This is a genomic window from Treponema pedis, from assembly GCF_017161325.1.
GTDB classification, from domain to species: domain Bacteria; phylum Spirochaetota; class Spirochaetia; order Treponematales; family Treponemataceae; genus Treponema_B; species Treponema_B pedis.
This window is the reverse complement of the sequence record NZ_CP045670.1, coordinates 909,234-935,288: the sequence shown is the minus strand read 5'-3', so window position 1 is coordinate 935,288 and position 26,055 is coordinate 909,234. Positions and strand designations below refer to the sequence as shown.

Sequence of the window (26,055 nt, the reverse complement as noted above, 5' to 3'; positions counted from 1 at the left end):
CCGGTAAAATAATCTGAAAATTAAATATGCAAATTCTTTTTGCAAAAAATTCGGCTACGACTTCCGGTGTTGTTTATAAGGTTATCTATAATTAAGGAGAATATAATGAAAAAGCGTTTTACTATTCGCTTAAAGCTGCTTATCGTTTTCGGTCTTTTAATCATCACATCAATATTGACACTGGGACTTTTAACTTTACAAATCTCAAAAAAAGCTCTTACGGAAAAAGTTGAATTGTATCTTAGTGAAAAAGCGAAAGATACTGCGGAAATTATCGACGGAAAAATTACTTCTTTGGTTCAATTCCTTCAGGGTATGGCGCGTATGAAGATTCTTTTAAATGCCGATATGACATATAAAGAAAAAATCGCCGTTTTAAATAAAGAGGCATCTCTTAATAAAGATATAAATAAATTGGAAATAGCGGATATAAACGGTTATTACTATACATCGGAAGGCTATACCGCCTTTGCAGGTAACTTCACATGGTTTCAATCTGCAAAAGCCGGTAAACCTTATATTTCCGAACCTCTCGTTTCGGAACCGGATAAAAACGTCATAATGATTGTTTCGGTTCCCGTTTACGATGACAATCATAATATTATGTCGGTATTGGCGGCAACTATCAGCGGCTTTTGGCTTTCGGATATTATAAAGGACATTACGGTAGGCGAAAGCGGCGAATGTTCTATGTTTGATGCAAAAGGCATTATTATTGCGGACAGAAACATGGACTTGGTAACCGCGCGGTATAACCTGATAGAAGAAGCAAAACAAAACCCCGAATTCGTATCAATAGCCGCATTTTTGGAATCCATATTAACTAAAGATGCTCATTCCGTAGGGTATTACGACTACGGCGGTTTAATTATAGTAGGATATGCAAAGTTATCCAATAACTGGCGTATAATTATAGGCTCCGCCGTCAGCGATGTTATGGGTGCAATATCCGTATTAAGAAATTCGATATATATTTTAGGACTGTTCATTTTATTGCTTACCCTTGTTATAGTCTTTATTGTAGCCCATATACTCGTAAAACCGATAATCGGAGCCGTAAACGCTTTAAACGATATAGCTCACGGCGAAGGAGATTTAACCGTTCAATTGCCCGTTTCGGGAAATGACGAAATTACCGATTTATCCAGATATTTTAATCAAACTATCGAAAAAATCGGAAAAGCGATTCACGAAGTAAGTACCAATGCGGATATTATGAAAAATATAGGGGAAGAACTTGCAAGCAATATGACCGAAACCGCAGGTGCGGTACATCAAATAAGTGCAAATATAGAAGGAGTAAAACATCAGGCTTTAACTCAAGCCGCAAGCGTAACGGAAACGGTTTCAACTATAGAAGAAATAATTCAGACAATCCGACAGCTTAACACAAATATAGAAAAACAAACCTTATCCGTTGCAAAATCTTCTTCCGCAATAGAACAGATGGTTGCCAACATAAGTTCAATTACGCAAATTCTTGAAAAAACAAACGATGTAATAAAGAATTTAAGCAATGCAACCGAAGACGGAAAACAGACGATAGCGACATCCAATAGCGTAACGCAAAAAATAGCAGAAGAATCGGGAGGCTTATTGGAAGCGAGCTCCGTTATTCAACATATAGCAAGTCAAACCAATTTGCTTGCAATGAATGCCGCAATAGAAGCCGCCCATGCGGGCGAAGCCGGAAAGGGTTTTGCGGTTGTTGCGGACGAAATAAGAAAACTTGCGGAAGAGTCTTCCATGCAGGGAAAAACAATTACTTCAACGCTTAAAACCTTATCCGGAGAAATTGAAATACTTTCCGGTTCGGCAAAAACTGCTGAAGAAAAATTCAACGCAATTTTCGGTTTGTCGGATGAGGTAAAAAGTATGAGCAGCCGGCTCATGGAAGCAATGAAAGAACAGGAAAACGGCAGTAAAGAAGTATTAACGGCAATAGAAGATATTAATGCAATTACGGCCCAAGTAAACGCGGGCTCCGCCGAAATGCTTATAGGCGGTGAGAATGTCGCCAAGGAAATGCAAAAACTTGACGGATTGACCCGCTCCATTACCGACAGTATGAACGAAATGGCTGCAGGCGCAATTCAAATTAACAATGCCGTACAGGAAGTAAACGAGATAACTCAAAAGAACAAAATCAGTATTGAAAATCTGGTAAAAGAAGTTAATCGATTTAAAGTATAAAAATTTTTACGGGACGCCTTTTTTTAAAGGTGTCCCGTGTTTACATAAAAACCGCTTTGTTCCGTTTAAAATCCCCTTAAAAGCACCGTGATACCGTTTACAAAGCCCGGGACGGCTTAAACTTTCCTTTACAATTAAGCCTCCTGTCCCTTATTCCCTTTTAAATAATGCCGTTAATTCCTCATTGCTTAATTTTGAAATCCACGTTTCACCCGACGAAATACTCATACCGCTTATTTCTCTTTTCTTTTGAATCATTGCATCTATTTTTTCTTCAAAGGTTCCCGTGCAGATAAATCTGTGTACAAAAACGTTTCGTGTCTGCCCTATGCGGAAAACTCGGTCGGTAGCCTGGTCTTCGACTGCGGGGTTATACCAAAGGTCAAAATGAATTACCCTATTTGCCGCCGTTAAGTTTAAACCCGTGCCGCCCGCTTTAAGAGAAATTAAAAATATTCTGTATGCGGGATTGTTTTGAAATTCGTCAACCGCTTTTTTCCGTTTCGAGGCGGGCATTTGTCCGTGCAGCATAAGAGCGCCGGTATGTAATTCGCTTTTTATAATTTCAGCTAAAATTTCCAGCGTTCCTACATATTGACTGAAAATTAAAGTTTTTTCACCCGCACGTAAAATTTCTCGGAGTAATTCTATAACGGCGCTTGTCTTGCCGGAACGCAGCATTTCGGGAGGAGTTATTTTATCATAAGAGCGCGGATGGTTGCATACTTGTTTTAGTGCCGTTAAAAGTTTAAGCATATAAGCTTGTCTCTCCGTTTTCGTTTCGGCGGTTATAACCTTGTTTAACTCGGTTTCAATTAAATTCTCATATAAGGCCAATTGCTCCGCCGTCAAATTACAATATTGGTTTGTAATTATTTTATCGGGCAAATCCGAAATTACGGCGGAATCCGTTTTTAACCGCCGCATTAAAAAGGGTGCCGTAATTTGCTTTAAACGTTTTGCCGTTTCCTGTGAATTATGAAGCTCAATGGGAATACGCCATTTTTTTCTGAAGTCGTCGGCGGTGCCTAAATAACCCGGAAAGAAAAAGTCGAAAATGGAGCGCATATCTTCAAGATTGTTTTCTACGGGGGTACCGGTTAATGCAATTTTTCCGCCCGCTTTTATCGCCTTAATTGCCTTCGATTTTTTTGACCCCGAATTTTTAATTGCCTGAGCCTCGTCCAAAACAATACAAAAAATTTTTTCGGATTTTATTTTTTCCACATCTTTTTGTATTATTTGATAAGTCGTAATTATTACGTCTGCATTTCTTTTAAATTTTCTTTTACTACCGTGATACACTGAAATTAAAAGATTCGGTGCAAATTTTTTAATTTCGTGTTCCCAGTTTAAAAGTAAACTTGCAGGTGCTATAACCAAAACGGGATTATCAAGCTCTCCCGAATTTTTAAAAGTTAAAATAAGACTTATAATTTGCACCGTTTTTCCCAACCCCATATCGTCGGCAAGCAAACAACCGAATCCGCTTTTTATATTCGCATAAAGCCAGCGGAATCCTTTTTCCTGATACGGACGTAACACCGCCTTTAAATTATGCGGTACGGTGATATCGGTTTCTTTAAAAACGGAATCAAGCAATTCTTTTGCCGATTTTGAACATACAATTTCACCTGAAAAAAATGCCTGTAAAACCTCGCTTTTTTCAGGCGGGTTTTCAAACCTTTCAAGCATTTTTGCAACTTCTTCGGGATTAAGCAAAATAAATTCATCATTAAATTTTACAAGTCCCGCCTTTTTTTCAAACAAACTTTTAAATTCTTCATAACTTAAAACGGTATCGCCTAATATAACGGCACGGTCATATTCAAGCATATCGTTCATATTTAAAAACGATACGACATTACCGGCTCCCTTTACCTTTTCTACTTTTATAACCGGTTTGGGCAGCAAAAGCGTCTTTAAACTTTTAGGAAGGACAATATCGATTCCGAAACGCTGCAAAAGTTTTGCGGATTTTTGTAAAAATAAGCCGGTATCTTCAAGCGAAAGTATTACCGATTTTTTTGCGGCAAGAATAGAAAGAGAAGGAAGATATGCTGCAAGAGCTGCCGGAAAGCGTAAAAGTTCATCGGGTGTTTTGGAATTTTTTGCGGCAACATTAAGTTCTACAAAGGGCGGCGGAATGTACTCCGCTTTAAGCGAAAAATTTTCGGCATAATCTTTAGGAGTTTGTTCTTCAAGTTCTTCCGGTTTATTTTCGGGCAGCTTTCGGACAAGGGCGGAAAGCGAAAACATTTCCCCTTCTTTAATTTGAGAAAGAGTAAGCCTGTACTCATAACCGCAATTGCCGTAATTTAAAACCGAAAGCCACGAGTAAATAACCGTATCCAAATTTCTGTTACCCGGAATACTTATATCAGCTTCCATACCCGAAAAAAAGAGTGAATCCGTTTCCTTATCTTTTGAATAAGCTCGGTTGGGCATAAACTTGAGCGAAAAAGCATATTCGGTTAAAAAGGCCGTAAGTAAAAGTTCCGCACAATACAGCTTGCCCCAAACTTTTACGGGGCTGAAAAATTCTTCCGTAAGGCAGGCCGCAAAGGCTTCAATATCTTTTTTTATTTCAGATGAAGAAGAAAGCGGCTTCCAAAATATGCTTAACCTTTTTTTTACCGTAAAAACCGCCGGTATAAATGCGGAAGATTGAATCAGTTTTCCTGTAAGAGCATAAAATGAAAGAAGGGTTTTACAGCTCCCGCTTATTTCAACGCCTTCCGTTCGTCCTTCAAAAAGCTCCGCAGCTTGCAAAAGAGTAAGCGTAAGTGCGGTTTGTTCCGCAGTCTGAATATTAAGCGTAACATAAGTTTTAGGCTTAAGGGGAAATTCGTTATCGTTTAAGTTAAGATTGTCGGTATTTACTTTTATTGTTGAAAACAAGTACGGATTTATAGGATTTTCTTTTTCGTTAAATTGTAAATAAGAACGTTTTATTTTTTTCGCTTCGTTTTCATAGATATTAAGGCCGTAATTAAACACCGCTTTATGGTAAAATTCCGTCAGTTTAATTATAAAATCTGAAGAAGAAAATGCGGGCTCCGGGGGTAAGATGTTTGTAATAAGCGGAAGGTATGATTCTCCCAATTCAAAGCGAAGCGGTTTTTCGGACTTAAATTCCGTATCATTTTCAAGGTCAAAAACGCTTGAAGAGGCTGTTTTTATTCCGCCGTTTTCGGCTGTATTTTTTTTCAAACCCGTCTTTTTTAACCGTGTTTTACGTAAAGCGAGCGGTACGGGCTGCTCCTGTAACGGGACAAATTGAGTTTCCGTAAAATCTTCCGGCGTATTTACGGAAGATAAATCAAACCCTGCAAGTTTAAATAACAGGCGCGGGTCGTGGTCGATTTCTTTTGCCAGCAAAAAAAGAACCGCCGCAATATGTTTACACGGGTCTCCGTAATCGGGGCAAGTGCATTCCCGTTCAATTAAATTCCAACGGGCGGGAATAAGTCGGACTTTTTTTTTCTTTAAAGTTTCGATTAAAGCGGGACTCATAATACCTGCACGCAATCCTGCAAGTTCAATGGGATTTTTTTTCCAAAACCGAGATTATTGCCTTTTCACCGGTTTTGGAAAGAGGGGGAAATTTAAGATAAACATGGTACCACGGCGAAAAGTTTCCCTTAACCTTTGCGGCGACTGTACGCTCTTTTACGACAAGCGAGGTTACCTTTCCCGTATTGGCATAGGTTTTACCGCGGGAAAGCCGCCCGGAATCGTCGTAAGATTTAAGCATATCCAAAAACCACTCACCCCAAGGCGTCGTTCCGTAATTTATTCTTGTCATATAAAAATAAGTATAACAAAAAAGAAAGCTAATTACAATCTTATAAAATAAACTTTTCTTTTAAGGTAAAGCCTAACAATAGGGTATTACAATAACCGATTTCCGCCGAAGTTCGAGTCCTTTTAACCGGCTTTTTTACGGTTTAAGTTTAATTTAAACGCTTATATCTATAACGGCGGCGGAATGCTCTTTTTCTCTAAAAGCTGTAGATGTAAATGTATAAACCGGTTTCATAGAAATAATTTCCTGTTTTAAAACCGTCATACGGGATTGTAAAAGCTCCCTGTTTTTTTTGTTTTGAGTTAAAACACAGGCTTGCAGTTTATCCAAATCCGATTTTAAGCGTATAACTTCATCATCTTCTTTTTCAGGCAAACCGAATTTATACATTTTTTCTATAGGGTCGATAACTTTTTGAATAGTAAAAATATCTCCTATAATTTCCTGTTCAAGTTCGGTATGATGAACGATTGCATCTATGTTTTCATCTCCGATACACCGCTCTTGGGTTTCAAGTACAATAAGGTACTCGCTGAATTTTTTTCTTTGGTCCTGTAAAAGCTCTTTAAACCGCTTTAAAACGGCTACGCGCTGTTCAACTTCTTTTTTTGTCAATTCTTTTTTCATTTTAATCTCCTAACCTGCAATATTTATGCCTACAGGGGCGGAAACATTGGCGGGAGCCGGTTGTGTAGAAATAATTTGGCTCCATACTTTTTCCAATTCTTCCATCATCGTTTTAACATCAAGAAGGGGTTTATAATCTTTTTTTAAATTTGCCGTTAATAATTGTTGATTAAAATAAGAATAAATGGAAAGAAGATTTTTAGCGATTTCTCCGCCCGCTTCCAAATCAAGCGAAGCCATAAGCTCGGTAATAATATCTTGAGCTTTTAAAATGTGATTGTTGATTTTTTCTATATCTTTTGCAGGGATTTTAGGAACTCTCATTTTTTCTATTGCGGAATTTATTTGCTTAATTCCTTCAGTGTAAAGCATTAAAATAAGAGACCCCTGACTTGCGGTTTTTACTTTGACTTCTTTATATGCCGCAACCGCTTGACTGTTATAGCTCATACCCACCCTCCGTATAATAAATAAACATAACTCGTTTCGTTTATCGGCAGAAAAAAAAATAGCTTTAGCATAAATACAGTAAAAAAGCCGGTCAACGCCGGCTTTAAACTTTAATCTTTAGGAGCGTATTCATACTCCGTATTATCGCCGTCATTTATGTCCGTGTCATAAGGCATAATAATTGCGGCAATTATATATACCAAAATACCGCTTCCGAAAACAAAAACGGCTACGGCCCAAATAATACGTATTAAAACTACGTCAATGTCAAAATAATCCGCCAGACCGGCACACACACCGCATATTTTTTTATTTTGTGAAGATTTATATAATCGCTTTCGCATTTTAATTCTCCGAATATATTATTTTACTTCCGCTTTTGCGCTAACCGTTCTGTTTCTTTCTTCCCAAGGAGAAGATACCCGGTTCGTATCGGACACAACAAAAAAACAGGCGGTAATTTTATCGAACCACTCCGCATTATCGGCATCTTTACGCAAAATATAGCGGCAATCCTTTCCGTCTGTAGAAAATACACGGCAGCCGTTTACCGGATTGCCCGAAGCATCTATCATAGACCCGGAGTCTTTATAATATTTTTCGCCGGGAACATCGAACCAAAAATATCCGTTTTTAATTCTGCCGTCATTTACCGAAAAGAAAATTTCAATCGAATTTTCATCTCTGGAAACCGATTTTATTATAGGCATTGCCAAAGCTGCAATTTCGTTTTTTCCGGAACTTGACGGAACAATGAATTTTACCTCTTCTTTTCCGCTTTTTTCAAGAATATTCGCGGAATTTTCTTCGGATTTTTTATCTTCCGCCTTTTTTTCAAAACCTGTTATATCAAGCATTTGCTCATATACACCGCCGCTCGTATCGGTAAGCATTACTTTCCATTTACCTAAAGCTACCGCACCTTTTCCTTCGCCGCATTGTAAACGCTTAACGGCGGCAATTTTTAAATTATCATCTATTTCGGTAATTTTTTCCAGCTGTGCCGAGTTAAGAATCCACATATCCTCAGGAGATTCTACAGTGAGTTTTTCTATATCGGACGTATTAAACGAACCCGAATAAGAAATAAAAAAACTTACGAACATTTGTCCTCCGGTTTTTAACGTGCCGTTCCAAATTGATGTATCAAGATTTTCAATTATCCACGTTACCGATTTTACGGCAATTTTACCTGAGCCGGATGTTTTTTTTGCAGGAGAGGCGGGAGCCGTTTTACAGCCGTACATAAAACTTACAAAACTTGCAAGTACGAATATTTTTAAACATAGATTCTTCATTTAAAATCCTCCGTATAAATATTATACAGATAAATTTTAAAAAATACAACTGCATATAAATTATTTCGTTTAAACCTATTGCCGTTTTCGACTAAAAGCAGTAGGATATATCTATGAATATTCCAGAATACCCTGAGTTTGCCCGGATTTCCGTCGATATGCAAAATGAAATAGAATTTTATTTGAGAAAATTACCGGACGGAATTTCCGAACTCACATTTATGAATTTATATCTTTTTAGAGAAACGTATAAATATAGAATTTCAAAAACCGAAAAGCTCTTAATTATAACCGGAGAATATAAGGGAGAGCCTTTTTTTATAACTCCGTGCTGTACCGTAAATGTAGAAATAACAAAAGAGCTTTTAGAAAAGTACAAAAACTGGACGATTCTTTCAAAATCGTTTTTGGATAATAACCGGACAGTATTTGAGCTTCCCTATTTTAAAAATCTGAAAATCGAAGAGGATAGGGATAACTTCGACTATATTTATTTAAGAAAAAATCTTGCCGAACTTGCAGGAAAAGATTTTCACAAAAAGAAAACGCATATAAATAAATTTGAAAAAACCTATGAAAATATCCGTATTGAACCCCTTACCTTGGAAAATATAGATGACGCAAGAAAAATATTGGAAATTTGGGCGGAATCGCTTACCGATAAAACCCCTGAAAATTCCGATTATTATGCGGCATTGGACGCACTTGATATATTCCCGCGGTCGGCAATGCCGGGTATTGTTTTATATGTTTGGAATGAACCTGTAGCGTGGACTATTGCGGAAATTACTCAAAATAATAAAACGGCGGTTATCTTATTTGAAAAAGCCGATGCCTCATATAAGGGAAGTTTTCAGTATATAAATTATGCTTTTGCAAGATATTTACCCGAATATATCGAATTTATAAACAGAGAACAGGACTTGGGAGACGAGGGTCTCAGACAGGCAAAAATGACATACCGACCGGTAAAATTTATAAAAAAATATAAAATAACCAATACTTAAATATAGGAGAAACTATGAAACACTTTAACCTTTTTAAAAGAATTCTTTTTGCAATTGTATTGACCTGTGTTTTTATAAGCTGTGCAACCTCTGACAAAAAAGAAGAACATAATGTAAAAGCTGTTTTAATCGAACACCCCGAAAGAATGTTTTGGGAAATAAAAAAAGATAATGCTTCGATTTTTATTTTAGGAACAATTCATTTTGCAGACCGCAACTTTTTTCCGCTGGAAGAAAGAATTTTGGAAGCCTTCGATTCCTCAGGCAGACTTGTAAGCGAAATCGGGGGATTGAAAGAGATGATGTCCGTTCCCGCACAAATGCAGCGGAAAATACTCAGCCATATCAATATGGAACCTGAAAAAAATCTGCAAAATTTTTTATCGAAAGAAGATGCGGAGCTTTTAAAAACCGAATTCGGAGAAGAAAGAGCAAACGTTCTTTTTATGCTTGACCCGTGGGTTTTAACTGTAGGTGTAACGGAGCTCATATATCAAAAAGCCGGCCTTAACAGTGCGGAAAGCATAGACTTATATCTTATGACCCGTGCAAAAGATAAAAAAATCGAAGGCTTGGAAGATGTCGCTTCGCAGTTGAAAATTTTATCGTTAGGCACCTTTGAAGAGCAGCTTGATATTTTAAACGATACTATAGAAGAGTTAAAAAATCCGGATAAGGGTATAAATCAAATTGAAAAATTAAAAAAATCTTATTTAAGTAACAATAGAAGCGAAATAGAAAAAATGCTTATGGAAATGATGTCCGTTCCGCAAAAAGCATCAAATCAAAGCCGCCGTAAATTTATAGACGCTCTTTTAAAAGACAGAAATATCCTTTGGGCTGAAAAATTTGCCGATTATTTAAACGCAGGAGAAACCGTCTTTGTGTTTGCAGGAGCCGCCCATTTTTTAGGGGAGGACAGCGTATTCGAGCAAATGCGTAAAAACGGAATATTGAAATAAGACTTGACTTTTACTATTTTATATAACCTCTTATAATGTGCAAATATATACTAATGCACTTGAATTTATGTGCAAATACCGTATAATTAATATAAATATTTTAGGAGTAAAACTATGGCACAAACGAATATAACTATCAGAATGGACAATGCGGATAAAACCGAATTTTCTCAAATTTGTAAAAGTATAGGACTTTCCGTAAATGCGGCCTTTAACGTATTCGCAAAAAAGGTTATTTCGGACAGAAAAATCCCCTTCGAGCTTAACGTAAAAGACGACGATTTCTACAGCGAAGCAAATATCCGTAATTTGGAAAAAATGAAAAAACTTTATGATGAGGGTAAACTAAAACTTACGCCGCATGAACTCATTAAGGTATAAACTATGAATAGACTTTGGACGGATTTGGCATGGGAACAATATCTTTATTGGCAGGAACAGGATAAAAAAACTTTAAGAAAAATCAATAAACTTATTGAAGACATTTCCCGTAACGGAAATAAAGGGCTGGGACGCCCCGAACCGTTGAAAGGCAATCTTACGGGGCTTTGGAGCCGCGAAATCGATAAAAAAAACCGTCTTATTTACGTAATTGAAGATGACACCCTTACGATTATTCAATGCAAAAATCATTACAAAGATAAATAAAATATTTTAGGAGTAAAACTATGGCACAAACGAATATAACTATCAGAATGGACAATGCGGATAAAACCGAATTTTCTCAAATTTGTAAAAGTATAGGACTTTCCGTAAATGCGGCTTTTAACGTGTTCGCAAAAAAGGTTATTTCGGACAGAAAAATCCCCTTCGAGCTTAACGTAAAAGACGACGATTTCTACAACGAAGCAAATATCCGCAATTTGGAAAAAATAAAAAAACTTTATGATGAGGGTAAATTAAAATTCGTTACCAAAACAATGGAAGAATTGCGGGCAATGGAAAAATGAAAATACAATTTGATGAATCGGCATGGGAGCAATTTCAATATTGGCAGGAACAGGATAAAAAAACTTTAAAAAAAATCAATAAACTTATTGAAGACATTTCCCGTAACGGAAATAAAGGGCTGGGACGCCCCGAACCGCTAAAAGGCAATCTTACGGGGCTTTGGAGCCGCGAAATCGATAAGAAAAACCGCCTTATTTACGTAATTGAAGATGACACCCTTACGATTATTCAATGCAAAAATCATTACAAAGATAAATAAAACGGCTATATTCCTATCTAAAGCCTATAACACTTAAGGCTGTTTCCGTAAAGCTAATATTATATAAATAAATTTTATTCGGCGACAAATTTATATAATAAATCTTTTACCGTAAAAGTAAGCGCTGAAGATACAAAATCCAATATTTCATCATTTTTAAGTTTATTAAAAGCATTTAAAAGGTTTATCGGATTTTTTAAATCGGAAACATTTTGTAAACCCGCAGCTTCAATTGCATAATCCTTTAACCCTTCATAATTTTCAAAAGACCAATCTTCCGTTAAACATAAAAGTCTTCTGCCCTTTTTATCGAAAAATACGGAATAATTCTTTTTATTTTCAGGATTATATTTATTTTTTATATCTCCGTTCCAGCGGAGAGGAAAACAATCGGCGTCAAAACCCGCTTCTTTTACTTTTTCTTTTATAGCTTTTTCTATACCTTCGGAAACTACCAATATTTGCAGCTTATCGTTAAATCCTGCTTGTGAAGATTTTTCTTGATAATATCTTGCAGCCTTTTTATATGCTGCGGATTTAAGAGCATTGCTTTCATCTGCAAAAATAAGCCACGTTACGGTATGACCTTGTAAATCGGAATCTTTAAGTTGCTTAATAAGTTCCCTGTTTTCCTTAACAAGAGAATTTAAAAAAGCACATTGCGTAAAGCTGAGAACTGAAACCAAAATTCCGAAAAAAGAAAAATATTTTTTCATAGTATTTTAACCCCGATATTTTTATTGTTAAAACTGAGAATAGCATTAAAATAAGACTTATACAAGCACTCCATAATTTATAAATTAAATTCTTATTATTCTTTACAAATTAAGAATTCTATGCAATAATATAAAGGTCGGAAATATCTTGAAATTTACATTGTTTCCGGCTAAGGAGTTTAATATGAGTAAAATTGTAGTAATCGGTGCAAACCACGCAGGAACGGCGGCAATCAATTTTTTAACCGACCTTTCAAAAGAAAATCAAGTTATAGTATTCGATAGGAATACCAATATCAGCTTTTTAGGCTGCGGAATGGCTCTTTGGATTGGCGGACAAATTAGGGGTTCCGAAGGACTTTTTTATTCAAGTAAAGAAAAACTTGAAGCAAAGGGTGCAAAGGTTACAATGGAAGCCGAAATTACCAAAATCGACTTTAAGAAAAAAGTTGTGTACGGCGCGGTAAAAGGCGGAGCCTCAATTGAAGAATCTTACGATAAGTTAATTCTTGCAACGGGCTCTCTCCCCATTCTTCCCAACATTAAAGGAATGGATTTGGAAAATGTTCAACAAGTTAAAATCTTCCAAAATGCGCAAACCGTTATAGAAAAACTTAAAAATCCCGCCATTAAAAATGTAGCGGTTATCGGTGCAGGATATATCGGTGTAGAATTGGCGGAAGCATTTAAAAGACACAATAAAAATGTAGTGCTTATCGATTCTATGCCCACAAGTCTTTCAAATTATTATGATACACCGTTTACCGAAATGATGGATAAGAATTTAAAAGAACACGGAATTGAACTCGCTTATAATCAAACCGTCAAAGAACTAAAGGGTACGGGCAAGGTAGAAGCCGTAGTTACCGATAAAAAAGAATATCCTGCCGATATGGTAGTAGTCTGTATAGGTTTCCGCCCCAATACCGAGTTAGGCAAAAACGATATTGAAACCTTTAAAAACGGCGCTTATTTAGTTAATACAAAGCAGGAAACAAGCATTAAAGACGTATATGCAATAGGAGATTGCGCAACAGTTTTGGACAATTCTATCGGTGAAAAATCCTATATTGCTCTTGCAACGAATGCAGTTAGAAGCGGCGTGGTTGCTGCACATAATGCTTCGGGTATTGCCTTAGACAGTATCGGCGTTCAAGGTTCCAACGGAATAAATATTTACGATTTAAAAATGGTTTCAACCGGCATTACCGCAGAACGTGCGAAAAAACTGGGTATTGATGTGGAATTTACCGATTTTACCGATTTACAAAGGCCGGAATTTATGGAAACCGATAATCCTCCCGTAAAATTAAGAATTGTGTACAACAGGAAAACCCGTGCGGTTGTAGGAGCGCAAATGGCTTCCACTTACGATATGTCTATGGGTATTCATATGTTCTCGCTTGCAATTCAGGAAAAAGTAACTATCGATAAACTGAAACTTTTGGATATTTTCTTTTTACCGCATTTTAATAAACCGTATAACTATATCACAATGGCGGCTATTACAGCTAAATAAAAAAAAGGGGGCTTAAGCCCCTTTTTTTATACCTGCTAGGCGTAACAAAAAAGATGTGTTATAATTATAACCGTCATAAAATTAAATTATGATTTTAATTTATTTTCAGGAGTTATTTATGGATACCGTAAAATTGGAACGTATGAAAAACGATAAGGGTTTTATTGCAGCCTTAGACCAAAGCGGAGGAAGCACTCCAAAAGCATTAGCTGCTTACGGAGTTGCGGAAACGGAATATTCCAATGAAGAACAAATGTTTGATTTAGTTCATAAGATGAGAACGCGGATTATCACAAGTAAGGCTTTTAATTCCGATAAAATTTTAGGAGCTATTTTATTTGAGCAAACAATGGAACGCGAAATTGAAGGAATACCTACTGCCGATTTTTTATGGGAAAAAAAGAGAATTTTGCCGTTTTTAAAAGTGGATAAGGGACTTGCCGAAGAAAAAGACGGAGTTCAGCTTATGAAACCGATACCGAATTTCGATGCATTATTAAAACATGCCGTAGAAAAACATATATTCGGAACAAAAATGCGTTCGGTTATTAAAAAGGCAAATCCTGCAAGTATCAAAGCCGTTGTAAATCAACAGTTTGAACTCGGCATTCAAATTGCAAAAGCCGGTCTTGTTCCCATTATCGAACCGGAAGTAGATATAAAATCTCCCGATAAGGCGGAATGTGAAGAAATTTTAAAAAAGGAATTGTCGGAACATCTTAAAACATTACCTAAAGATTTACTCGTTATGTTTAAACTTTCAATTCCTACAAAAGCAAATCTTTATGAAGAATTTACAAAACACCCCCAAGTTGTAAGAGTTGTCGCTCTTTCGGGAGGCTATTCCAGAGAAGAGGCAAATGAGCTTTTGGCTAAAAACCGCGGTATAATTGCAAGTTTTTCCAGAGCTCTTGCAGAAGGCTTGTATGCAAAACAAAGCGACAGCGAATTTGATAAGATATTGGAAACAACCGTTAAAGGTATTTACGAAGCTTCTATAACATAAAATAAAATCGGGTAAGGGGTTTATCCCCTTACCGTTTTGCCCTGCTTATATATTTAAATTCAATAAACCTTACTATGCTGAAATTTATAATTAAGCGTATTTTATACGGTATACTTACAATGTTTATAACTGCAAGTATTACTTTTTTTCTTGTCCGTATCATTCCTGGAAATCCTATAGAAACAATAGCCGAAAACCTGCCGGAAACGCGCCGTGCGGAATTATATTCCGAGTACGGTTTCGATAAACCTCTTACCGCTCAATATTTTATATTTTGGAAAAATTTATTTACACGCGGCGATTTGGGAACTTCTTTATATTACCGCGGCAGAAAGGTTACAGATGTTATTAAAACACATGCTCCGGTTTCAGCCTTACTGGGACTTCAAGCCCTGTTGTTGGGCGTTACAATAGGTTTAAGTTTCGGTATTTCAGCTGCTGCAAACAGGGGAAAAAAATTTGACTATGCGGTTATTTTAATTGCGGTTGCAGGTATCTCCATTCCGAGTTTTGTTATCGCTCAATTACTTCAGTATTATTTCGGCATTAAATACAACCTCTTGCCGATTACGGGCTGGGGAAGTTTTAAATATACCGTTCTTCCTTCAATCGCCCTTACTGTAGGCCCCATTGCAAAGTATTCCCGTTATATGCGTTCAAACTATTTGGATATTATTAACAAAGAATATATTTTAACCGCACGTGCAAAGGGCGCTTCAAAAAATAAAATTATCCGAAGTCATATTTTACGGAATGCATCTTTGCCCGTTATAACAATGCTCGGCCCTCAAATTGCATTTACCTTTACCGGAACCTTTATCGTTGAAAATATATTTTCCGTTCCCGGCTTGGGCTCCTATTTTGTACATTCAATTTCCGAGCGCGACTATACAATGGTAATGGGACAAACTGTTTTTATTTCTTTTTTATATATCATCTCTCTTATTATTGTCGATATTGCTTATGCCTTAATCGACCCGCGTATTAAAGCTCAACTGAAAAAAGAAATGTAAAATGAACAACGAAGAATTTTCTACCGCCGATTTTGAATTTGTAACTCCCTGCAAAAAAGAAATTCAATCCGTAAGAGTTAGCATAGGCTTTTGGGAAGATGTAAGACGGCGGTTTAAACGCAGTAAAAGCGCTCTTTTTTCCTGTGCGGTTTTAGGACTGATAGTTTTACTTTGTCTTGCAGGGCCGTCTATAAGCGGATATTCCGTAAACGAGGGAAATTTAAAAAACAAAAATTTAAGCCCGTCTTTGCAATTTTGGTTCGGTACGGACGAATTAGGCAGAGATTTATTTACACGAATATGTGCCGGAGGAAGAATTTCACTTTTTATTGCCGTAATAGGAGCTGCAATAGATATGACTATAGGACTTATTTACGGAGGTATTTCGGCTTATGCGGGAGGTAAAACCGATATAATTATGATGCGCATAGTGGAAATCCTTTCGAGTATTCCGTATTTAATAGTGTCCGTTCTTATTTCTCTTGTTTTCGGAAAAGGAATTATTTCGATTATCCTTGCAATGACAATTACCGGTTGGTGCTTTACCGCACGGCTTGTACGCGGACAGGTTTTGCAAATTAAGAATCAGGATTTCGTTTTAGCAGCTAAAGCTTTAGGCACAAGTTCTTTTAAGATAATTATAAAACATTTACTTCCGAACACGATAAGCATTATGATTGTAGCCGTAACTTTTAATATTCCGTCCTTTATTTTCGGTGAAGCCTTTTTGTCATATATAGGTTTGGGAGTTCAGCCGCCGCATACAAGTTGGGGAGTGCTGGCTTCAAATGCAAAAAATTCAATGTTATTCTATCCGTATCAATTATTTTTTCCGGGTCTTTTTATCAGCTTAACGATTTTATCTTTACAAATTATCGGAGATGCCTTACGCGACGCGATGGACCCGCATTTAAGGAAATATAAATAATGAGTTTATTAAATGTTGAAAATTTAGCGGTTACTTTTAAAACTTATGCAGGTACAATTTACGCCGTAAACGGAGTTTCATTTACCGTAAATAAAAACGAAACCTTGGTTATAGTAGGTGAATCCGGCTGCGGAAAAAGCGTTACCGCTCATTCCATTTTAAGGCTCCTTCCCGGTAAGAAAACCCGCATTTCTGAAAATTCCAAAATTATTTTTGAAGGAAAAAATTTACTTGAATGTTCGGAAAAAGATATGGAAAAAATACGAGGCGGCGAAATTTCAATGATTTTTCAAGACCCTTTAAGCTATCTTAACCCCACAATGACAATAGGCAATCAAATAATTGAAAGTATTTTAATTCATGAAAAAATCTGCAAAAGTAAAGCTAAAGAAAGAGCCGTTAAAATTTTAGAACTTGTACAAATTCCTAATGCGGAAAAACGCTTAAAACAATATCCCTATGAATTTTCCGGAGGAATGCGTCAGCGAGTTATGATTGCAATTGCATTGGTATGTAACCCGAAAATCTTAATTGCCGATGAACCTACAACAGCCCTTGATGTAACAATTCAGGCGGAAATACTGGAGCTTATTAAAAAAATTCAAAAAGAAACAAAAACCGCCGTTGTATTAATTACGCACGACCTAGGTGTTGCCGCTGAAATTGCAGACAGAATTCAAGTTATGTATGCAGGAGAAATAATTGAGCGCGGAAAAACTTCCGATATTTTTAAAAATCATAAACATCCTTATACCGAAGCCCTGCTCGCCTCCGTCCCTTCAATTGAACAGTTAAAAGAAAAAAAGCTATATGCACCGGAAGGCGGTCATCCGGATATGTTGGAAAAAATAAGGGGGTGCGCCTTTGCTCCCCGCTGTAATAAATGTATGAAAATTTGTCTTGAGCGGAAACCCTTAGAAATTAAAATAAATAAAGAACATTTCGCGGCATGTTGGCTTGAGCACCCTGCGGCAAAAACAATAAACACCCTCGCCGCAGAGCATGGAAATACTTTTTACAGCCCGAAACGGACTAAAACCTCCGAAAAAATAACGCATATAAACGAAAATATCGAAAGGACTTCGAAAAATGAATAACGCTCTTTTGGAAGTATACGGTTTAAAAAAATATTTTAACACCGGAAAACGCGAATGTGTCTATGCCGTCGATGATATAAGTTTTAAAATTAACCGCGGAGAAACGGTCGGGATTGTAGGAGAATCGGGCTGCGGAAAAACAACACTTGGAAGAACTATTTTAGGCTTATACAAGCCTGACGGCGGAAGTATTTTGTTTGACGGAACGGATATAGTTAAAGCTTCAAAAAAAGAATTGCATGAATTTAAAAAGAGAGCTCAAATTATTTTGCAGGACCCGTATTCTTCTTTTAATCCCAGAATGACGATTTCACAAATTATTTCCGAAGGAATGGAAGCTCATAAAATGTATAAAACAAAAGAAGAAAAAGAAAGCGCCGTTTACTCTCTTTTGGAAACGGTAGGTCTTTCCGCCGGACACGCCGACAGATTTCCTCATGAATTTTCAGGAGGACAAAGACAGCGGATAGGGATTGCCCGTGCATTAGCTGTAAAACCCGATTTTGTTGTTTGCGATGAACCTATTTCTTCTCTTGACGTTTCGATTCAAGCTCAGATTATAAATTTGCTTGTAAAATTGCAAAAAGAATTTAATATGACATATCTTTTTATTGCTCATGATTTATCGATTGTAAAATATATTTCAGATAAGGTAGGAGTTATGTATTTGGGAAAAATTGCCGAGTTCGCTCAAAGTACGGAGCTTTATAAAAATCCGCTTCACCCCTATTCTCAAATTTTAATTTCGGCAATTCCGAGCACCGATATTGAAAACCCGATGATGGCAAGACGTATTCATTTTAAAGAAGATTCTCTAAATTCCGAAAAATTTATCTTCGATAAGTTCGAAAGGGGAAACACGAAACCCGAAGGCTGCCGCTTTTTTCTGAGGTGTCCCAAAGCTCTTAAAGAATGTAAAATTAAAAATCCGGTTCTTAAAGAAATTTCTTCAGGGCATTTTGTTGCCTGCAACTTATATATGTAAAAATTTTTATATTGACAGAATTACTTATTGTATAATAAAATAATAATCAGGAGGTTTTTATGAAAGGTTTTGCTATGATTAAATTGGGAGAAACAGGTTGGATTGAAAAACCGGCGCCCGCCTGCGGCCCCTTAGATGCGATTTGTAAACCCTTGGCCCTTGCGCCGTGTACATCGGATATTCACACTGTGTGGGAGGGTGCAATCGGAGACCGCCGCAATATGATTTTAGGACATGAAGGCTGCGGTGAAATTGTTGAAGTAGGCTCTTTGGTAAAGGACTTTAAAGTCGGCGATAAGGTTTTGGTACCGGCGATTACGCCGGATTGGAATTCGCTTGAAGCACAAGGCGGATATTCCATGCACTCGGGCGGAATGCTTGCAGGCTGGAAATTTTCCAATTTTAAAGACGGCGTTTTCGGTGAATTTTTTCACGTAAACGATGCGGACGGAAACCTTGCCCTCATTCCCGACGGGATAAAAATCGAACATGCTCCTATGCTTTCGGATATGGTTCCTACGGGCTTTCACGGAGCGGAATTGGCCGATGTTCAATACGGAGATTCGGTTTTGGTTATCGGTATAGGCCCTGTAGGACTTATGGCCGTTGCAGGTGCAAATTTACGAGGAGCTTCGCGAATCTATGCCGTAGGAACACGTCCGAATTGTGTTGAAGCCGCAAAATTTTACGGAGCAACCGATATTATAAGCTATAAAAACGGCCCCATAGATAAGCAGATTTTAGACCTGACTCACGGAAAGGGTGTGGACAAGGTTATTATTGCAGGAGGCACCGTCGATACGTTTGAAGAAGCGGTAAAAGCTTTAAAAGCGGGCGGAAAAATCGGAAACGTAAACTACCTCGGCTCCGGTGTTTCCGTAAAAATTCCGCGTGTCGAATGGGGTGTCGGAATGGGGCACAAACAAATTAACGGCGGTCTTATGCCGGGCGGAAGACTGAGAATGGAAAAATTAAGCAGTCTTGTTGCTATCGGAAAATTAGACCTTTCAAAATTGATTACCCATAAATTTAACGGATTTGAAAATGTCGAAAAAGCCCTTTATTTAATGAAGGATAAGCCCGCCGACCTGATTAAACCGGTTGTCATTATCTAATCCCATATAAAATTTTGCAGGTGTTTTACACCTGCAAAATTTTAAACAAACACGTACCATGAAAATACTTATCGTGTCAGGCTTTTTAGGTGCCGGAAAAACGACCTTTATAAGAGAGCTTTCGCAAAGAACGAAAACCGAATTTGCCGTTATGGAAAACGAATACGGAGAAGCGGGCATTGACGGTGATATTTTAAAAAACGACCGTTTAAAAGTTTGGGAATTAACCGACGGCTGCATTTGCTGCTCATTAAAATCGGACTTCGCTTCATCTATTTTGACGATTGCAAATACCGTAAATCCCGAATATCTCATTGTGGAGCCTACCGGAATCGGAATGTTAAGTTCGGTAATTTCAAACATTGCAAAAATAGAGTACGATAGAATTAGACTGCTTGAACCCGTTACCGTAATCGATATAAATTGTATCGATGAATATCTTAAAGTATTTAATGAAATTTATACCGACCAAATTAAAAATGCTTTTTACCTTATTCTTTCAAAAACCGAAGGAAAAACAAAGGAGGAAACGGAGCGCGCCTGTGCGGTTCTCGGTAATATAAACCCGGCTGCAAAAATTATTTTAGAGCCGTATTCGGGAAAATATGATGAATTGATGAGAAGTCTTTTACATTCGTTTTATACAAAAAGTAATATAAAAATTGAAAATCCAGTACAAACGGAACTTCCGGATTTGGAAAACATAACGCTTAGAGGTATCAGTATACATTCGGTTGAGGAACTTATGGGAAAATTAGTTACGGTTTTACATAAACACTTCGGAATTGTCTATAGGGCAAAAGGATATGTCCCGATAAACGGGCAGTGGGCAAGGTTCGATATAGTAAATACCGAATACAATATAGAAACTTGCAGCCCTATGCCGGAAGCAAAGGCAGTCTTTATAGGAAAAGCTTTAAAAAAAGAAGAATTAAAAGAATTTTTAACTCCGAAGGATTATATTTAAAATCAATAATTTCACCTTAAAAGTTTGCGAGGTTGTTGATTTTAAAATGAATCGCAGGTAGGGTTTAAGCCCGTTTGCTTTGCTTAAAAGTATCGGAGTACTGTTTACAAGTCCGGTAACGGATTAAACTCTCCGCACGAATAAAAAATCTATCGTCTTTGAAGTAATTCAAAGGCTGCTTCCCTTGCCGTTTGAAGAATTTTATAATCGCGTATGGGGTCGGCGTATTTAAACCCTAAATATCCCGATTGCTCAACGCCTCCTATGTCGCCGGGGCCGCGAAGTTTTAAATCTTCTTCGGCAATCTTAAATCCGTCGGTTGTTTCCTTCATTATAGTAAGACGGCATCTTCCGTTTTCGGTTAAATTTTTTCCGTAAAGCAAAAAACAATAGGCCTGCTCCGAGCCTCGTCCTACTCTTCCCCTCATTTGGTGTAAGGCGGAAAGACCGAATCTGTCCGCATGTTCTATAACTATGCAAGTTGCATTGGGAACGTCAACTCCGACTTCTACAACCGAGGTTGCCGTTAAAATGCTTATTGCCCCGGACCGAAATTCTTCCATTATGCGGCGCTGTTCTTCTTCGGCTATTTTAGAATGAATTAACGCAACCTTGTGAGAAGGAAAACTTTGTTTCAGCTCCTCAAACATACGTTCCGCCGATTTTAAGGAAAGCTCTTCATTTTCTTCAATCAAAGGATATACAAAGTAAGCCTGCCTTCCTTTTAAAATTTCGCCGCCTATAAATGAATACACCCGTTCCGCCTTTCCGGCTCCTGCAATGTATGTTATAACCGGCTTTCTGCCTTGCGGCATTGTACGGATTGTAGAAATATCCAAATCGCCGAAAACCGAAAGCGCAAGCGTACGGGGAATCGGCGTGGCGCTCATCATTAAAATATGCGGAGATTTTTTTTCAATACCGCTTCCCCTTTCGGCATTGTCCCTGCTTTCAATTCCTTTTTGAATAATTGCGGAACGCTGCAAAACTCCGAAGCGGTGCTGTTCATCAATTACCGCAAGCCGCAAATTTTTATAATTTACACCTGCGGAAAAAAGAGAATGTGTTCCGATAATTAAATCAATATTTCCGTTTTCGAGCTCCCGCAATAAATTACTCCGCCCCCTTGCTTTTACATTACCGGTTAAAAAGGCGAGCCTTATACCTAAGGGCTCTAAAAGACGGGCCGCATTTTCCGCATGTTGTCGCGCAAGCAACTCAGTGGGAGCAAGAAACGCAGCCTGTCCGCCCTGCTCGATAATTTTTATACAGGCTAAAAACGCCGCAAGAGTTTTACCGGAGCCTACATCGCCCTGAATAAGACGAGCCATAGGGTTTATACCGTCCAAATCCGAATTAACTTCGGCAGTTACGGTAAGCTGGTCTTCGGTAAGTTTAAAAGGAAGCCTATCTAAAAACTGTGTTTGTAAGACGGTAAAACTCGGGATTTTTTTTATATTTTGTTCAAACTTTTTTTCTTCTTCAAGGCTGGGCAATCTCCCGCGCCGCTCAAGAGAACGCTTTCCTACTGCATATTGAAGAATAAAAAATTCTTCAAAAATTAAAGCGTATTTTCCGCGCTCCGTGTCTTGAAGCGTTTGCGGTGTATGAAGTAAAAATAAAATTTCCTGTTTAGAAGGCAAGTTGTATTTTTGTATAATCTCTTCGGGCAATTCGGAGTTTATTCCGCGTGCATAAATTTTTAATGCCGAATTTATGATTTTTCTCAGTTTTGACTGCCCCAATCCCGCCGTTAGAGGATAAACCGGAAGAATTTTTGCAGGCGCATTTTCGTTTTTTTCAAGCTCAAAAGAAGATGATTGCAGTTCTCCGTATTTATAATAAAAACTGCCGTAAACAATTCCGTCCGTTCCTACAGGAAAGTTTTTTTCCATAAAAGGACGGTTAAAACAAATTAAACTTGCCTTAGCTCCGTCCTTATCGGCAACAATCAGTTTAAGCGTACGCATTTTTCCAAAACCGAACCATTGATGGCCTATAATCATTACGGGAACATTTATTTTTTGCACTTTTTTCCAGTCCGAAAAAAAATGAATCTTGGTGCGGTCTTCCCAATCACGCGGGAAAAGACGCAATAATTCACCTATGTTTTCAACACCCAATTTTTTTAGCCGGGCTGCTACGGCACTGCCCACTCCGGCAATGTTTGTTACGGAAGCGGTAATTTCGGAAATAAGCATAAGATTATTTTAACAAAAGTTCGGGTAATTTGCAATTGGAGAATATCCTAATTATTACCCGTTTAATATTTAGTGTAAAGTGAACGAAAAAATCTAATCGTCCAAACTTCTGATAATCGTATCTATTATATCAAGGCAATGCATAGAAGCATTATCAAATTCTCTATAAAATTCTTCCGCACCGCCGTTAATTCCGTCGGAAACCATTTTTATAAGCATACACGGAATTTTATTCATATTACAGGTAAGAATTATTCCCGCCGCTTCCATTTCACATATATCGGCATTAAATTGTTTATGCAGCAATTGTTTTTGTTCGGGATTTGCGATAAATTTATCCCCCGAGGCACAAGTTACGGGAATTAAATCGGGCATAATTTTAACCGCTTTTTCTATGAGAGCAGGTGTTGCGGGGATATAAATGGACGGATAAATTTCATATTTTCCCGTTTCCGCAGTATCCGCCTGTGAAGTATCAAAATCATAATGCACTACATTTTTTACTATACAGACCCTGTGTTCGGAAATACTTTCCGTCAAACCGCCGACAATGCCGAAATTAAAAACAACTTCAACCTTGCATTCGCTTATTAAAAATTGAGTTCCCGCAGCGGCTGCAATTTCTCCGGCTCCCGAAGATAAAACAAAAAGCTCATAATTTCCTATTTCATACACAGGAACCGTAAAATTACGTATGTTTACTGTTTTTTTAGCCTTACCGTATTTTTTTATTATAGCTTTCATCTCTACGGCAACAAGTATTCCCGCTTTTTTCATTAACCTATCCTTATAAACAAATGTTAATATCGGTCTTTTCCCCTAGTGCTAAGGAAATGTTTTTACTTGATTATTTTCCGAAAAAACTGCGTTGACCGGCTTTTACCCAACGCCCCGGATTACGGGTTAAAACCGGAAGTTCCAACTGAGCGGCAATCCATTCGGCAAAAACTTCATCTTCAAAACCTTCCAATTTTACGAGCAAGGTTTGAATACCGGGTAATTCCGTTTTTCTTACGGCATCAACCGTTTCTTCCGCAATACGCGTAAATGCGGCTGACGCCGCCGACACACTTTGATTTCCGCAAGGCGAGTCTACATCACGGTGAATAAAAATCAGCCTGCCCTGTCCTTTTTTGACATAATAATTTTTTAAAACAAGGGCCAGCGCCGCATTTGCAGAAACCAAGTCGCCGATAGTTTTATCTATCGAAACGGCATCGGTGTTGGAATAAAGCCTTAAATAAGCGGCTCCGTCAAAAATAATAATAGATGTATCCGGTGAAATATTTATATTTTTCAACTGGAGCGGTAAGGCTTGGAGTGAAAAAAGAGACGAACGGTTCCATTCAATTTCAGTAGTAATTCCCGCATCTCCTTCAGGCTTATTTTCCGCACTTAAGCACACTTTAATACCTCTGTCTCGCAAAACCCCCGCAAGCTCTAAAGAAAATTTTAACCTATTGTCCGCAATAAAAATTCCTGAATTCATATAGCAATTATAATATTTTTTTTATAAGTAGAAAAGGGGTAATATTGTTATGGAAAGAAAAAACCTCTTGATTTTATATAACATTGTATGTTATAATAAAGTGTGGGAGTTTTATTTATTGTTGCCACGCCTATAGGCAATTTAGGCGATATAAGTTTTAGAGCTTTGCAGACTTTTAAAGACGTTGATTATATAGCCTGCGAAGATACGCGCCGTACGAGGGCTCTTCTTACTCATTATGAAATAAGTAAGCCGCTTCTTTCCTGTAGAGCCGTCAACGAAGGTTCCGCTGCGGAAAAAATCGTCAAGCTCTTAGATGAAGGAAACAATATTGCTTATTCAAGCGATGCCGGAACTCCCGCCGTAAGCGACCCGGGCTCAATTTTAGTAAGAACTGCAAGAGAAGCCGGTCATAAAATAGTGCCTATTCCCGGAGCATCCGCATTCGGGGCTATTATAAGTGTTGCCGGAGCTTATGATAAAACGGTCGTTTTTGAAGGATTTTTATCGCCCAAGGGCGGAAAAAGAAAAAAAAGACTGCAAGAGCTTTTCGATTTCGGGGCAGGGTTTGTATTATACGAGTCTCCGTACAGAATTGTAAAGCTTTTGACTGATATTGCCGAAATAGATAGCATAAGAGAGGTTGTTATCGGACGGGAACTGACAAAGCTTCATGAAGAGGTTGTTAAAGGTTCTGCAAGCGAGGTCTTACAAAATTTTAAACAACGGTCTTCAATAAAAGGAGAATTTGCGGTTTTTGTTACAGGAAAATCATTTTTAACGGAATAAATTGCGTTTTATTTCTATAAAACCTTAACTTTTTAATCATTTTAGCCGATAATCGGTTAAGAAGGCAGGAAAATATGATGATAGAAAAATTACATGGTATTGATCCGATTAAAAACTTGCAAAACACTCAAAAAACGCAGCGCGCGGAAAAAAAAGAATCGTCCGATTCTATCAGTTTATCGCCCGAAGCGCAAAAACTATCGGAAATTTATATTGCCATGGAAGCCGTAAAAGCTGCACCCGATGTAAGACAGGAAAAAATAGCGGAAATTATGAAGAAATTTGAAGACCCTGCTTATATGGACAAGGTTTTAGATGCAACTGCCGATAAAATTCTTGATGCTTTCGGGTTTTAATCTAATAATTGCCGCTCGTCCGGTTTTAAAGAGATTGTTTTAATTTTAAAAATAAATACATAATATTTTAGAGCCGCAATACAAGTTATCATAATGCGGGCATATAAGTTGTTTGAAAAATAAAAAGCCGTACTTAATACCGCTGAAGCAAAAAGTAAAATAATTATTTTATTTTTTAGCGACATTCCTTTATGTTCGGCAAAATCCCGTAAATGTCTTTTATAAATCCGCGATTTTAAAAACCGATTTTTTAGTTTTTCAGAGCCTTTCGTAAAACAAAAAAGAGTTCCGATAAAAAACGGAGTTGTAGGCAGCATAG

General features: G+C 37.5%; 26 protein-coding genes and 1 pseudogene. 17 read left to right on the top strand and 10 right to left on the bottom strand.

Annotated features, from left to right (window positions below; genetic code table 11):
• Nucleotides 1–105: 105 nt before the first annotated feature.
• Nucleotides 106–2,193 carry a methyl-accepting chemotaxis protein gene (locus DYQ05_RS04040; protein WP_206183892.1) on the top strand — a complete coding sequence of 696 codons (2,088 nt, stop codon included), beginning with the start codon at nt 106–108 and terminating at the stop codon, nt 2,191–2,193.
• A 150-nt stretch (nt 2,194–2,343) separates the two neighbouring features.
• On the opposite strand, the pseudogene DYQ05_RS04035 reads toward DYQ05_RS04040, so the two are convergent.
• The 5 genes and pseudogenes from DYQ05_RS04035 to DYQ05_RS04015 form a co-directional block, all read right to left on the bottom strand.
• Nucleotides 2,344–6,001 (bottom strand): annotated as a pseudogene (locus DYQ05_RS04035) (SNF2-related protein).
• Nucleotides 6,002–6,154: 153 nt separating this feature from the next.
• A complete protein-coding gene (locus DYQ05_RS04030) occupies nt 6,155–6,628 on the bottom strand; it encodes a hypothetical protein (RefSeq protein ID WP_024467312.1) in 474 nt (157 codons plus the stop codon).
• Nucleotides 6,629–6,637: 9 nt separating this feature from the next.
• Nucleotides 6,638–7,078, bottom strand: a complete 441-nt coding sequence (gene fliS / locus DYQ05_RS04025; protein ID WP_024465801.1) for a flagellar export chaperone FliS — start codon at nt 7,076–7,078, stop codon at nt 6,638–6,640.
• A 110-nt stretch (nt 7,079–7,188) separates the two neighbouring features.
• Nucleotides 7,189–7,422, bottom strand: a complete 234-nt coding sequence (locus DYQ05_RS04020; protein WP_020964647.1) for a PspC domain-containing protein — start codon at nt 7,420–7,422, stop codon at nt 7,189–7,191.
• Nucleotides 7,423–7,440: 18 nt separating this feature from the next.
• Nucleotides 7,441–8,376, bottom strand: a complete 936-nt coding sequence (locus DYQ05_RS04015) for a hypothetical protein (protein WP_194076249.1) — start codon at nt 8,374–8,376, stop codon at nt 7,441–7,443.
• Nucleotides 8,377–8,489: 113 nt separating this feature from the next.
• Here DYQ05_RS04015 and DYQ05_RS04010 point away from each other — a divergent pair, with 113 nt between their 5' ends.
• The 6 genes from DYQ05_RS04010 to DYQ05_RS03985 all read left to right on the top strand — a co-directional run bounded on the left by DYQ05_RS04010 (nt 8,490) and on the right by DYQ05_RS03985 (nt 11,555).
• On the top strand, nt 8,490–9,383 hold the full coding sequence (locus tag DYQ05_RS04010) for a DUF2156 domain-containing protein (protein ID WP_206183891.1): 894 nt from the start codon (nt 8,490–8,492) through the stop codon (nt 9,381–9,383).
• Between the two features lie 14 nt (nt 9,384–9,397).
• Complete coding sequence (locus DYQ05_RS04005) at nt 9,398–10,345, top strand: TraB/GumN family protein (protein WP_206183890.1); 948 nt, start codon at nt 9,398–9,400, stop codon at nt 10,343–10,345.
• Nucleotides 10,346–10,459: 114 nt separating this feature from the next.
• Nucleotides 10,460–10,726 (top strand): type II toxin-antitoxin system RelB/DinJ family antitoxin, encoded by a 267-nt coding sequence (locus tag DYQ05_RS04000; RefSeq protein ID WP_206183889.1) that lies wholly within the window; start codon nt 10,460–10,462, stop codon nt 10,724–10,726.
• Nucleotides 10,727–10,729: 3 nt separating this feature from the next.
• Complete coding sequence (locus tag DYQ05_RS03995) at nt 10,730–10,993, top strand: Txe/YoeB family addiction module toxin (RefSeq protein WP_206183888.1); 264 nt, start codon at nt 10,730–10,732, stop codon at nt 10,991–10,993.
• A 20-nt stretch (nt 10,994–11,013) separates the two neighbouring features.
• Nucleotides 11,014–11,295 (top strand): type II toxin-antitoxin system RelB/DinJ family antitoxin, encoded by a 282-nt coding sequence (locus tag DYQ05_RS03990; protein ID WP_206183887.1) that lies wholly within the window; start codon nt 11,014–11,016, stop codon nt 11,293–11,295.
• Complete coding sequence (locus DYQ05_RS03985; RefSeq protein ID WP_024469427.1) at nt 11,292–11,555, top strand: Txe/YoeB family addiction module toxin; 264 nt, start codon at nt 11,292–11,294, stop codon at nt 11,553–11,555. The genes DYQ05_RS03990 and DYQ05_RS03985 overlap by 4 nt, the downstream gene beginning before the upstream one ends.
• 74 nt (nt 11,556–11,629) lie before the next feature.
• Here the strand turns inward: DYQ05_RS03985 and DYQ05_RS03980 are convergent, their stop codons facing one another.
• A complete protein-coding gene (locus DYQ05_RS03980) occupies nt 11,630–12,271 on the bottom strand; it encodes a hypothetical protein (protein WP_024467317.1) in 642 nt (213 codons plus the stop codon).
• A gap of 184 nt (nt 12,272–12,455) precedes the next feature.
• Between DYQ05_RS03980 and nox the strand changes: the two genes are divergently transcribed.
• The 8 genes from nox to DYQ05_RS03940 all read left to right on the top strand — a co-directional run bounded on the left by nox (nt 12,456) and on the right by DYQ05_RS03940 (nt 20,901).
• The gene (gene nox, locus DYQ05_RS03975; protein ID WP_041610121.1) at nt 12,456–13,790 is read left to right on the top strand and encodes a H2O-forming NADH oxidase; all 1,335 of its coding nucleotides are present in this window, start codon (nt 12,456–12,458) and stop codon (nt 13,788–13,790) included.
• 118 nt (nt 13,791–13,908) lie between these two features.
• A complete protein-coding gene (locus DYQ05_RS03970; RefSeq protein WP_194076257.1) occupies nt 13,909–14,796 on the top strand; it encodes a fructose bisphosphate aldolase in 888 nt (295 codons plus the stop codon).
• Between the two features lie 74 nt (nt 14,797–14,870).
• Nucleotides 14,871–15,809, top strand: a complete 939-nt coding sequence (locus DYQ05_RS03965; RefSeq protein ID WP_206183886.1) for an ABC transporter permease — start codon at nt 14,871–14,873, stop codon at nt 15,807–15,809.
• A gap of 1 nt (nt 15,810) precedes the next feature.
• Nucleotides 15,811–16,737: an ABC transporter permease gene (locus DYQ05_RS03960; protein WP_206183885.1), complete on the top strand. Its 927-nt coding sequence runs from the start codon at nt 15,811–15,813 to the stop codon at nt 16,735–16,737.
• Nucleotides 16,737–17,834, top strand: a complete 1,098-nt coding sequence (locus DYQ05_RS03955; RefSeq protein ID WP_252723502.1) for an ABC transporter ATP-binding protein — start codon at nt 16,737–16,739, stop codon at nt 17,832–17,834. The genes DYQ05_RS03960 and DYQ05_RS03955 overlap by 1 nt, the downstream gene beginning before the upstream one ends.
• Nucleotides 17,827–18,819 (top strand): ABC transporter ATP-binding protein, encoded by a 993-nt coding sequence (locus tag DYQ05_RS03950; RefSeq protein WP_206183884.1) that lies wholly within the window; start codon nt 17,827–17,829, stop codon nt 18,817–18,819. Before DYQ05_RS03955 ends, DYQ05_RS03950 begins: the two co-directional genes overlap by 8 nt.
• 59 nt (nt 18,820–18,878) lie before the next feature.
• Complete coding sequence (locus tag DYQ05_RS03945; protein WP_020964632.1) at nt 18,879–19,934, top strand: NAD(P)-dependent alcohol dehydrogenase; 1,056 nt, start codon at nt 18,879–18,881, stop codon at nt 19,932–19,934.
• 58 nt (nt 19,935–19,992) lie between these two features.
• Nucleotides 19,993–20,901, top strand: a complete 909-nt coding sequence (locus DYQ05_RS03940) for a GTP-binding protein (protein ID WP_024465365.1) — start codon at nt 19,993–19,995, stop codon at nt 20,899–20,901.
• Between the two features lie 149 nt (nt 20,902–21,050).
• On the opposite strand, the gene recG is transcribed toward DYQ05_RS03940, so the two are convergent.
• The 3 genes from recG to DYQ05_RS03925 all read right to left on the bottom strand — a co-directional run bounded on the left by recG (nt 21,051) and on the right by DYQ05_RS03925 (nt 24,591).
• Nucleotides 21,051–23,102, bottom strand: a complete 2,052-nt coding sequence (gene recG, locus DYQ05_RS03935) for an ATP-dependent DNA helicase RecG (RefSeq protein ID WP_206183883.1) — start codon at nt 23,100–23,102, stop codon at nt 21,051–21,053.
• Between the two features lie 93 nt (nt 23,103–23,195).
• A complete protein-coding gene (locus tag DYQ05_RS03930; protein WP_206183882.1) occupies nt 23,196–23,879 on the bottom strand; it encodes a 5'-methylthioadenosine/S-adenosylhomocysteine nucleosidase family protein in 684 nt (227 codons plus the stop codon).
• 70 nt (nt 23,880–23,949) lie between these two features.
• The gene (locus tag DYQ05_RS03925) at nt 23,950–24,591 is read right to left on the bottom strand and encodes a hypothetical protein (protein WP_206183881.1); all 642 of its coding nucleotides are present in this window, start codon (nt 24,589–24,591) and stop codon (nt 23,950–23,952) included.
• A 117-nt stretch (nt 24,592–24,708) separates the two neighbouring features.
• Between DYQ05_RS03925 and rsmI the strand changes: the two genes are divergently transcribed.
• Complete coding sequence (gene rsmI / locus DYQ05_RS03920) at nt 24,709–25,380, top strand: 16S rRNA (cytidine(1402)-2'-O)-methyltransferase (protein ID WP_024469065.1); 672 nt, start codon at nt 24,709–24,711, stop codon at nt 25,378–25,380.
• Between the two features lie 74 nt (nt 25,381–25,454).
• Nucleotides 25,455–25,736 carry a flagellar biosynthesis anti-sigma factor FlgM gene (locus DYQ05_RS03915; RefSeq protein ID WP_024465360.1) on the top strand — a complete coding sequence of 94 codons (282 nt, stop codon included), beginning with the start codon at nt 25,455–25,457 and terminating at the stop codon, nt 25,734–25,736.
• On the opposite strand, the gene DYQ05_RS03910 is transcribed toward DYQ05_RS03915, so the two are convergent.
• Nucleotides 25,733–26,053, bottom strand: a complete 321-nt coding sequence (locus DYQ05_RS03910) for a YbaN family protein (protein WP_252723501.1) — start codon at nt 26,051–26,053, stop codon at nt 25,733–25,735. The genes DYQ05_RS03915 and DYQ05_RS03910 overlap by 4 nt on opposite strands.
• Nucleotides 26,054–26,055: the final 2 nt, after the last annotated feature.

Coding starts and splice junctions, on each gene's coding strand:
- DYQ05_RS04040 (WP_206183892.1), top strand. CDS start 106: ATGAAAAAGCGTTTTACTATTCGCTTAAAGCTGCTTATCGTTTTCGGT.
- DYQ05_RS04030 (WP_024467312.1), bottom strand. CDS start 6,628: ATGAAAAAAGAATTGACAAAAAAAGAAGTTGAACAGCGCGTAGCCGTT.
- fliS (WP_024465801.1), bottom strand. CDS start 7,078: ATGAGCTATAACAGTCAAGCGGTTGCGGCATATAAAGAAGTCAAAGTA.
- DYQ05_RS04020 (WP_020964647.1), bottom strand. CDS start 7,422: ATGCGAAAGCGATTATATAAATCTTCACAAAATAAAAAAATATGCGGT.
- DYQ05_RS04015 (WP_194076249.1), bottom strand. CDS start 8,376: ATGAAGAATCTATGTTTAAAAATATTCGTACTTGCAAGTTTTGTAAGT.
- DYQ05_RS04010 (WP_206183891.1), top strand. CDS start 8,490: ATGAATATTCCAGAATACCCTGAGTTTGCCCGGATTTCCGTCGATATG.
- DYQ05_RS04005 (WP_206183890.1), top strand. CDS start 9,398: ATGAAACACTTTAACCTTTTTAAAAGAATTCTTTTTGCAATTGTATTG.
- DYQ05_RS04000 (WP_206183889.1), top strand. CDS start 10,460: ATGGCACAAACGAATATAACTATCAGAATGGACAATGCGGATAAAACC.
- DYQ05_RS03995 (WP_206183888.1), top strand. CDS start 10,730: ATGAATAGACTTTGGACGGATTTGGCATGGGAACAATATCTTTATTGG.
- DYQ05_RS03990 (WP_206183887.1), top strand. CDS start 11,014: ATGGCACAAACGAATATAACTATCAGAATGGACAATGCGGATAAAACC.
- DYQ05_RS03985 (WP_024469427.1), top strand. CDS start 11,292: ATGAAAATACAATTTGATGAATCGGCATGGGAGCAATTTCAATATTGG.
- DYQ05_RS03980 (WP_024467317.1), bottom strand. CDS start 12,271: ATGAAAAAATATTTTTCTTTTTTCGGAATTTTGGTTTCAGTTCTCAGC.
- nox (WP_041610121.1), top strand. CDS start 12,456: ATGAGTAAAATTGTAGTAATCGGTGCAAACCACGCAGGAACGGCGGCA.
- DYQ05_RS03970 (WP_194076257.1), top strand. CDS start 13,909: ATGGATACCGTAAAATTGGAACGTATGAAAAACGATAAGGGTTTTATT.
- DYQ05_RS03965 (WP_206183886.1), top strand. CDS start 14,871: ATGCTGAAATTTATAATTAAGCGTATTTTATACGGTATACTTACAATG.
- DYQ05_RS03960 (WP_206183885.1), top strand. CDS start 15,811: ATGAACAACGAAGAATTTTCTACCGCCGATTTTGAATTTGTAACTCCC.
- DYQ05_RS03955 (WP_252723502.1), top strand. CDS start 16,737: ATGAGTTTATTAAATGTTGAAAATTTAGCGGTTACTTTTAAAACTTAT.
- DYQ05_RS03950 (WP_206183884.1), top strand. CDS start 17,827: ATGAATAACGCTCTTTTGGAAGTATACGGTTTAAAAAAATATTTTAAC.
- DYQ05_RS03945 (WP_020964632.1), top strand. CDS start 18,879: ATGAAAGGTTTTGCTATGATTAAATTGGGAGAAACAGGTTGGATTGAA.
- DYQ05_RS03940 (WP_024465365.1), top strand. CDS start 19,993: ATGAAAATACTTATCGTGTCAGGCTTTTTAGGTGCCGGAAAAACGACC.
- recG (WP_206183883.1), bottom strand. CDS start 23,102: ATGCTTATTTCCGAAATTACCGCTTCCGTAACAAACATTGCCGGAGTG.
- DYQ05_RS03930 (WP_206183882.1), bottom strand. CDS start 23,879: ATGAAAAAAGCGGGAATACTTGTTGCCGTAGAGATGAAAGCTATAATA.
- DYQ05_RS03925 (WP_206183881.1), bottom strand. CDS start 24,591: ATGAATTCAGGAATTTTTATTGCGGACAATAGGTTAAAATTTTCTTTA.
- DYQ05_RS03915 (WP_024465360.1), top strand. CDS start 25,455: ATGATGATAGAAAAATTACATGGTATTGATCCGATTAAAAACTTGCAA.
- DYQ05_RS03910 (WP_252723501.1), bottom strand. CDS start 26,053: ATGCTGCCTACAACTCCGTTTTTTATCGGAACTCTTTTTTGTTTTACG.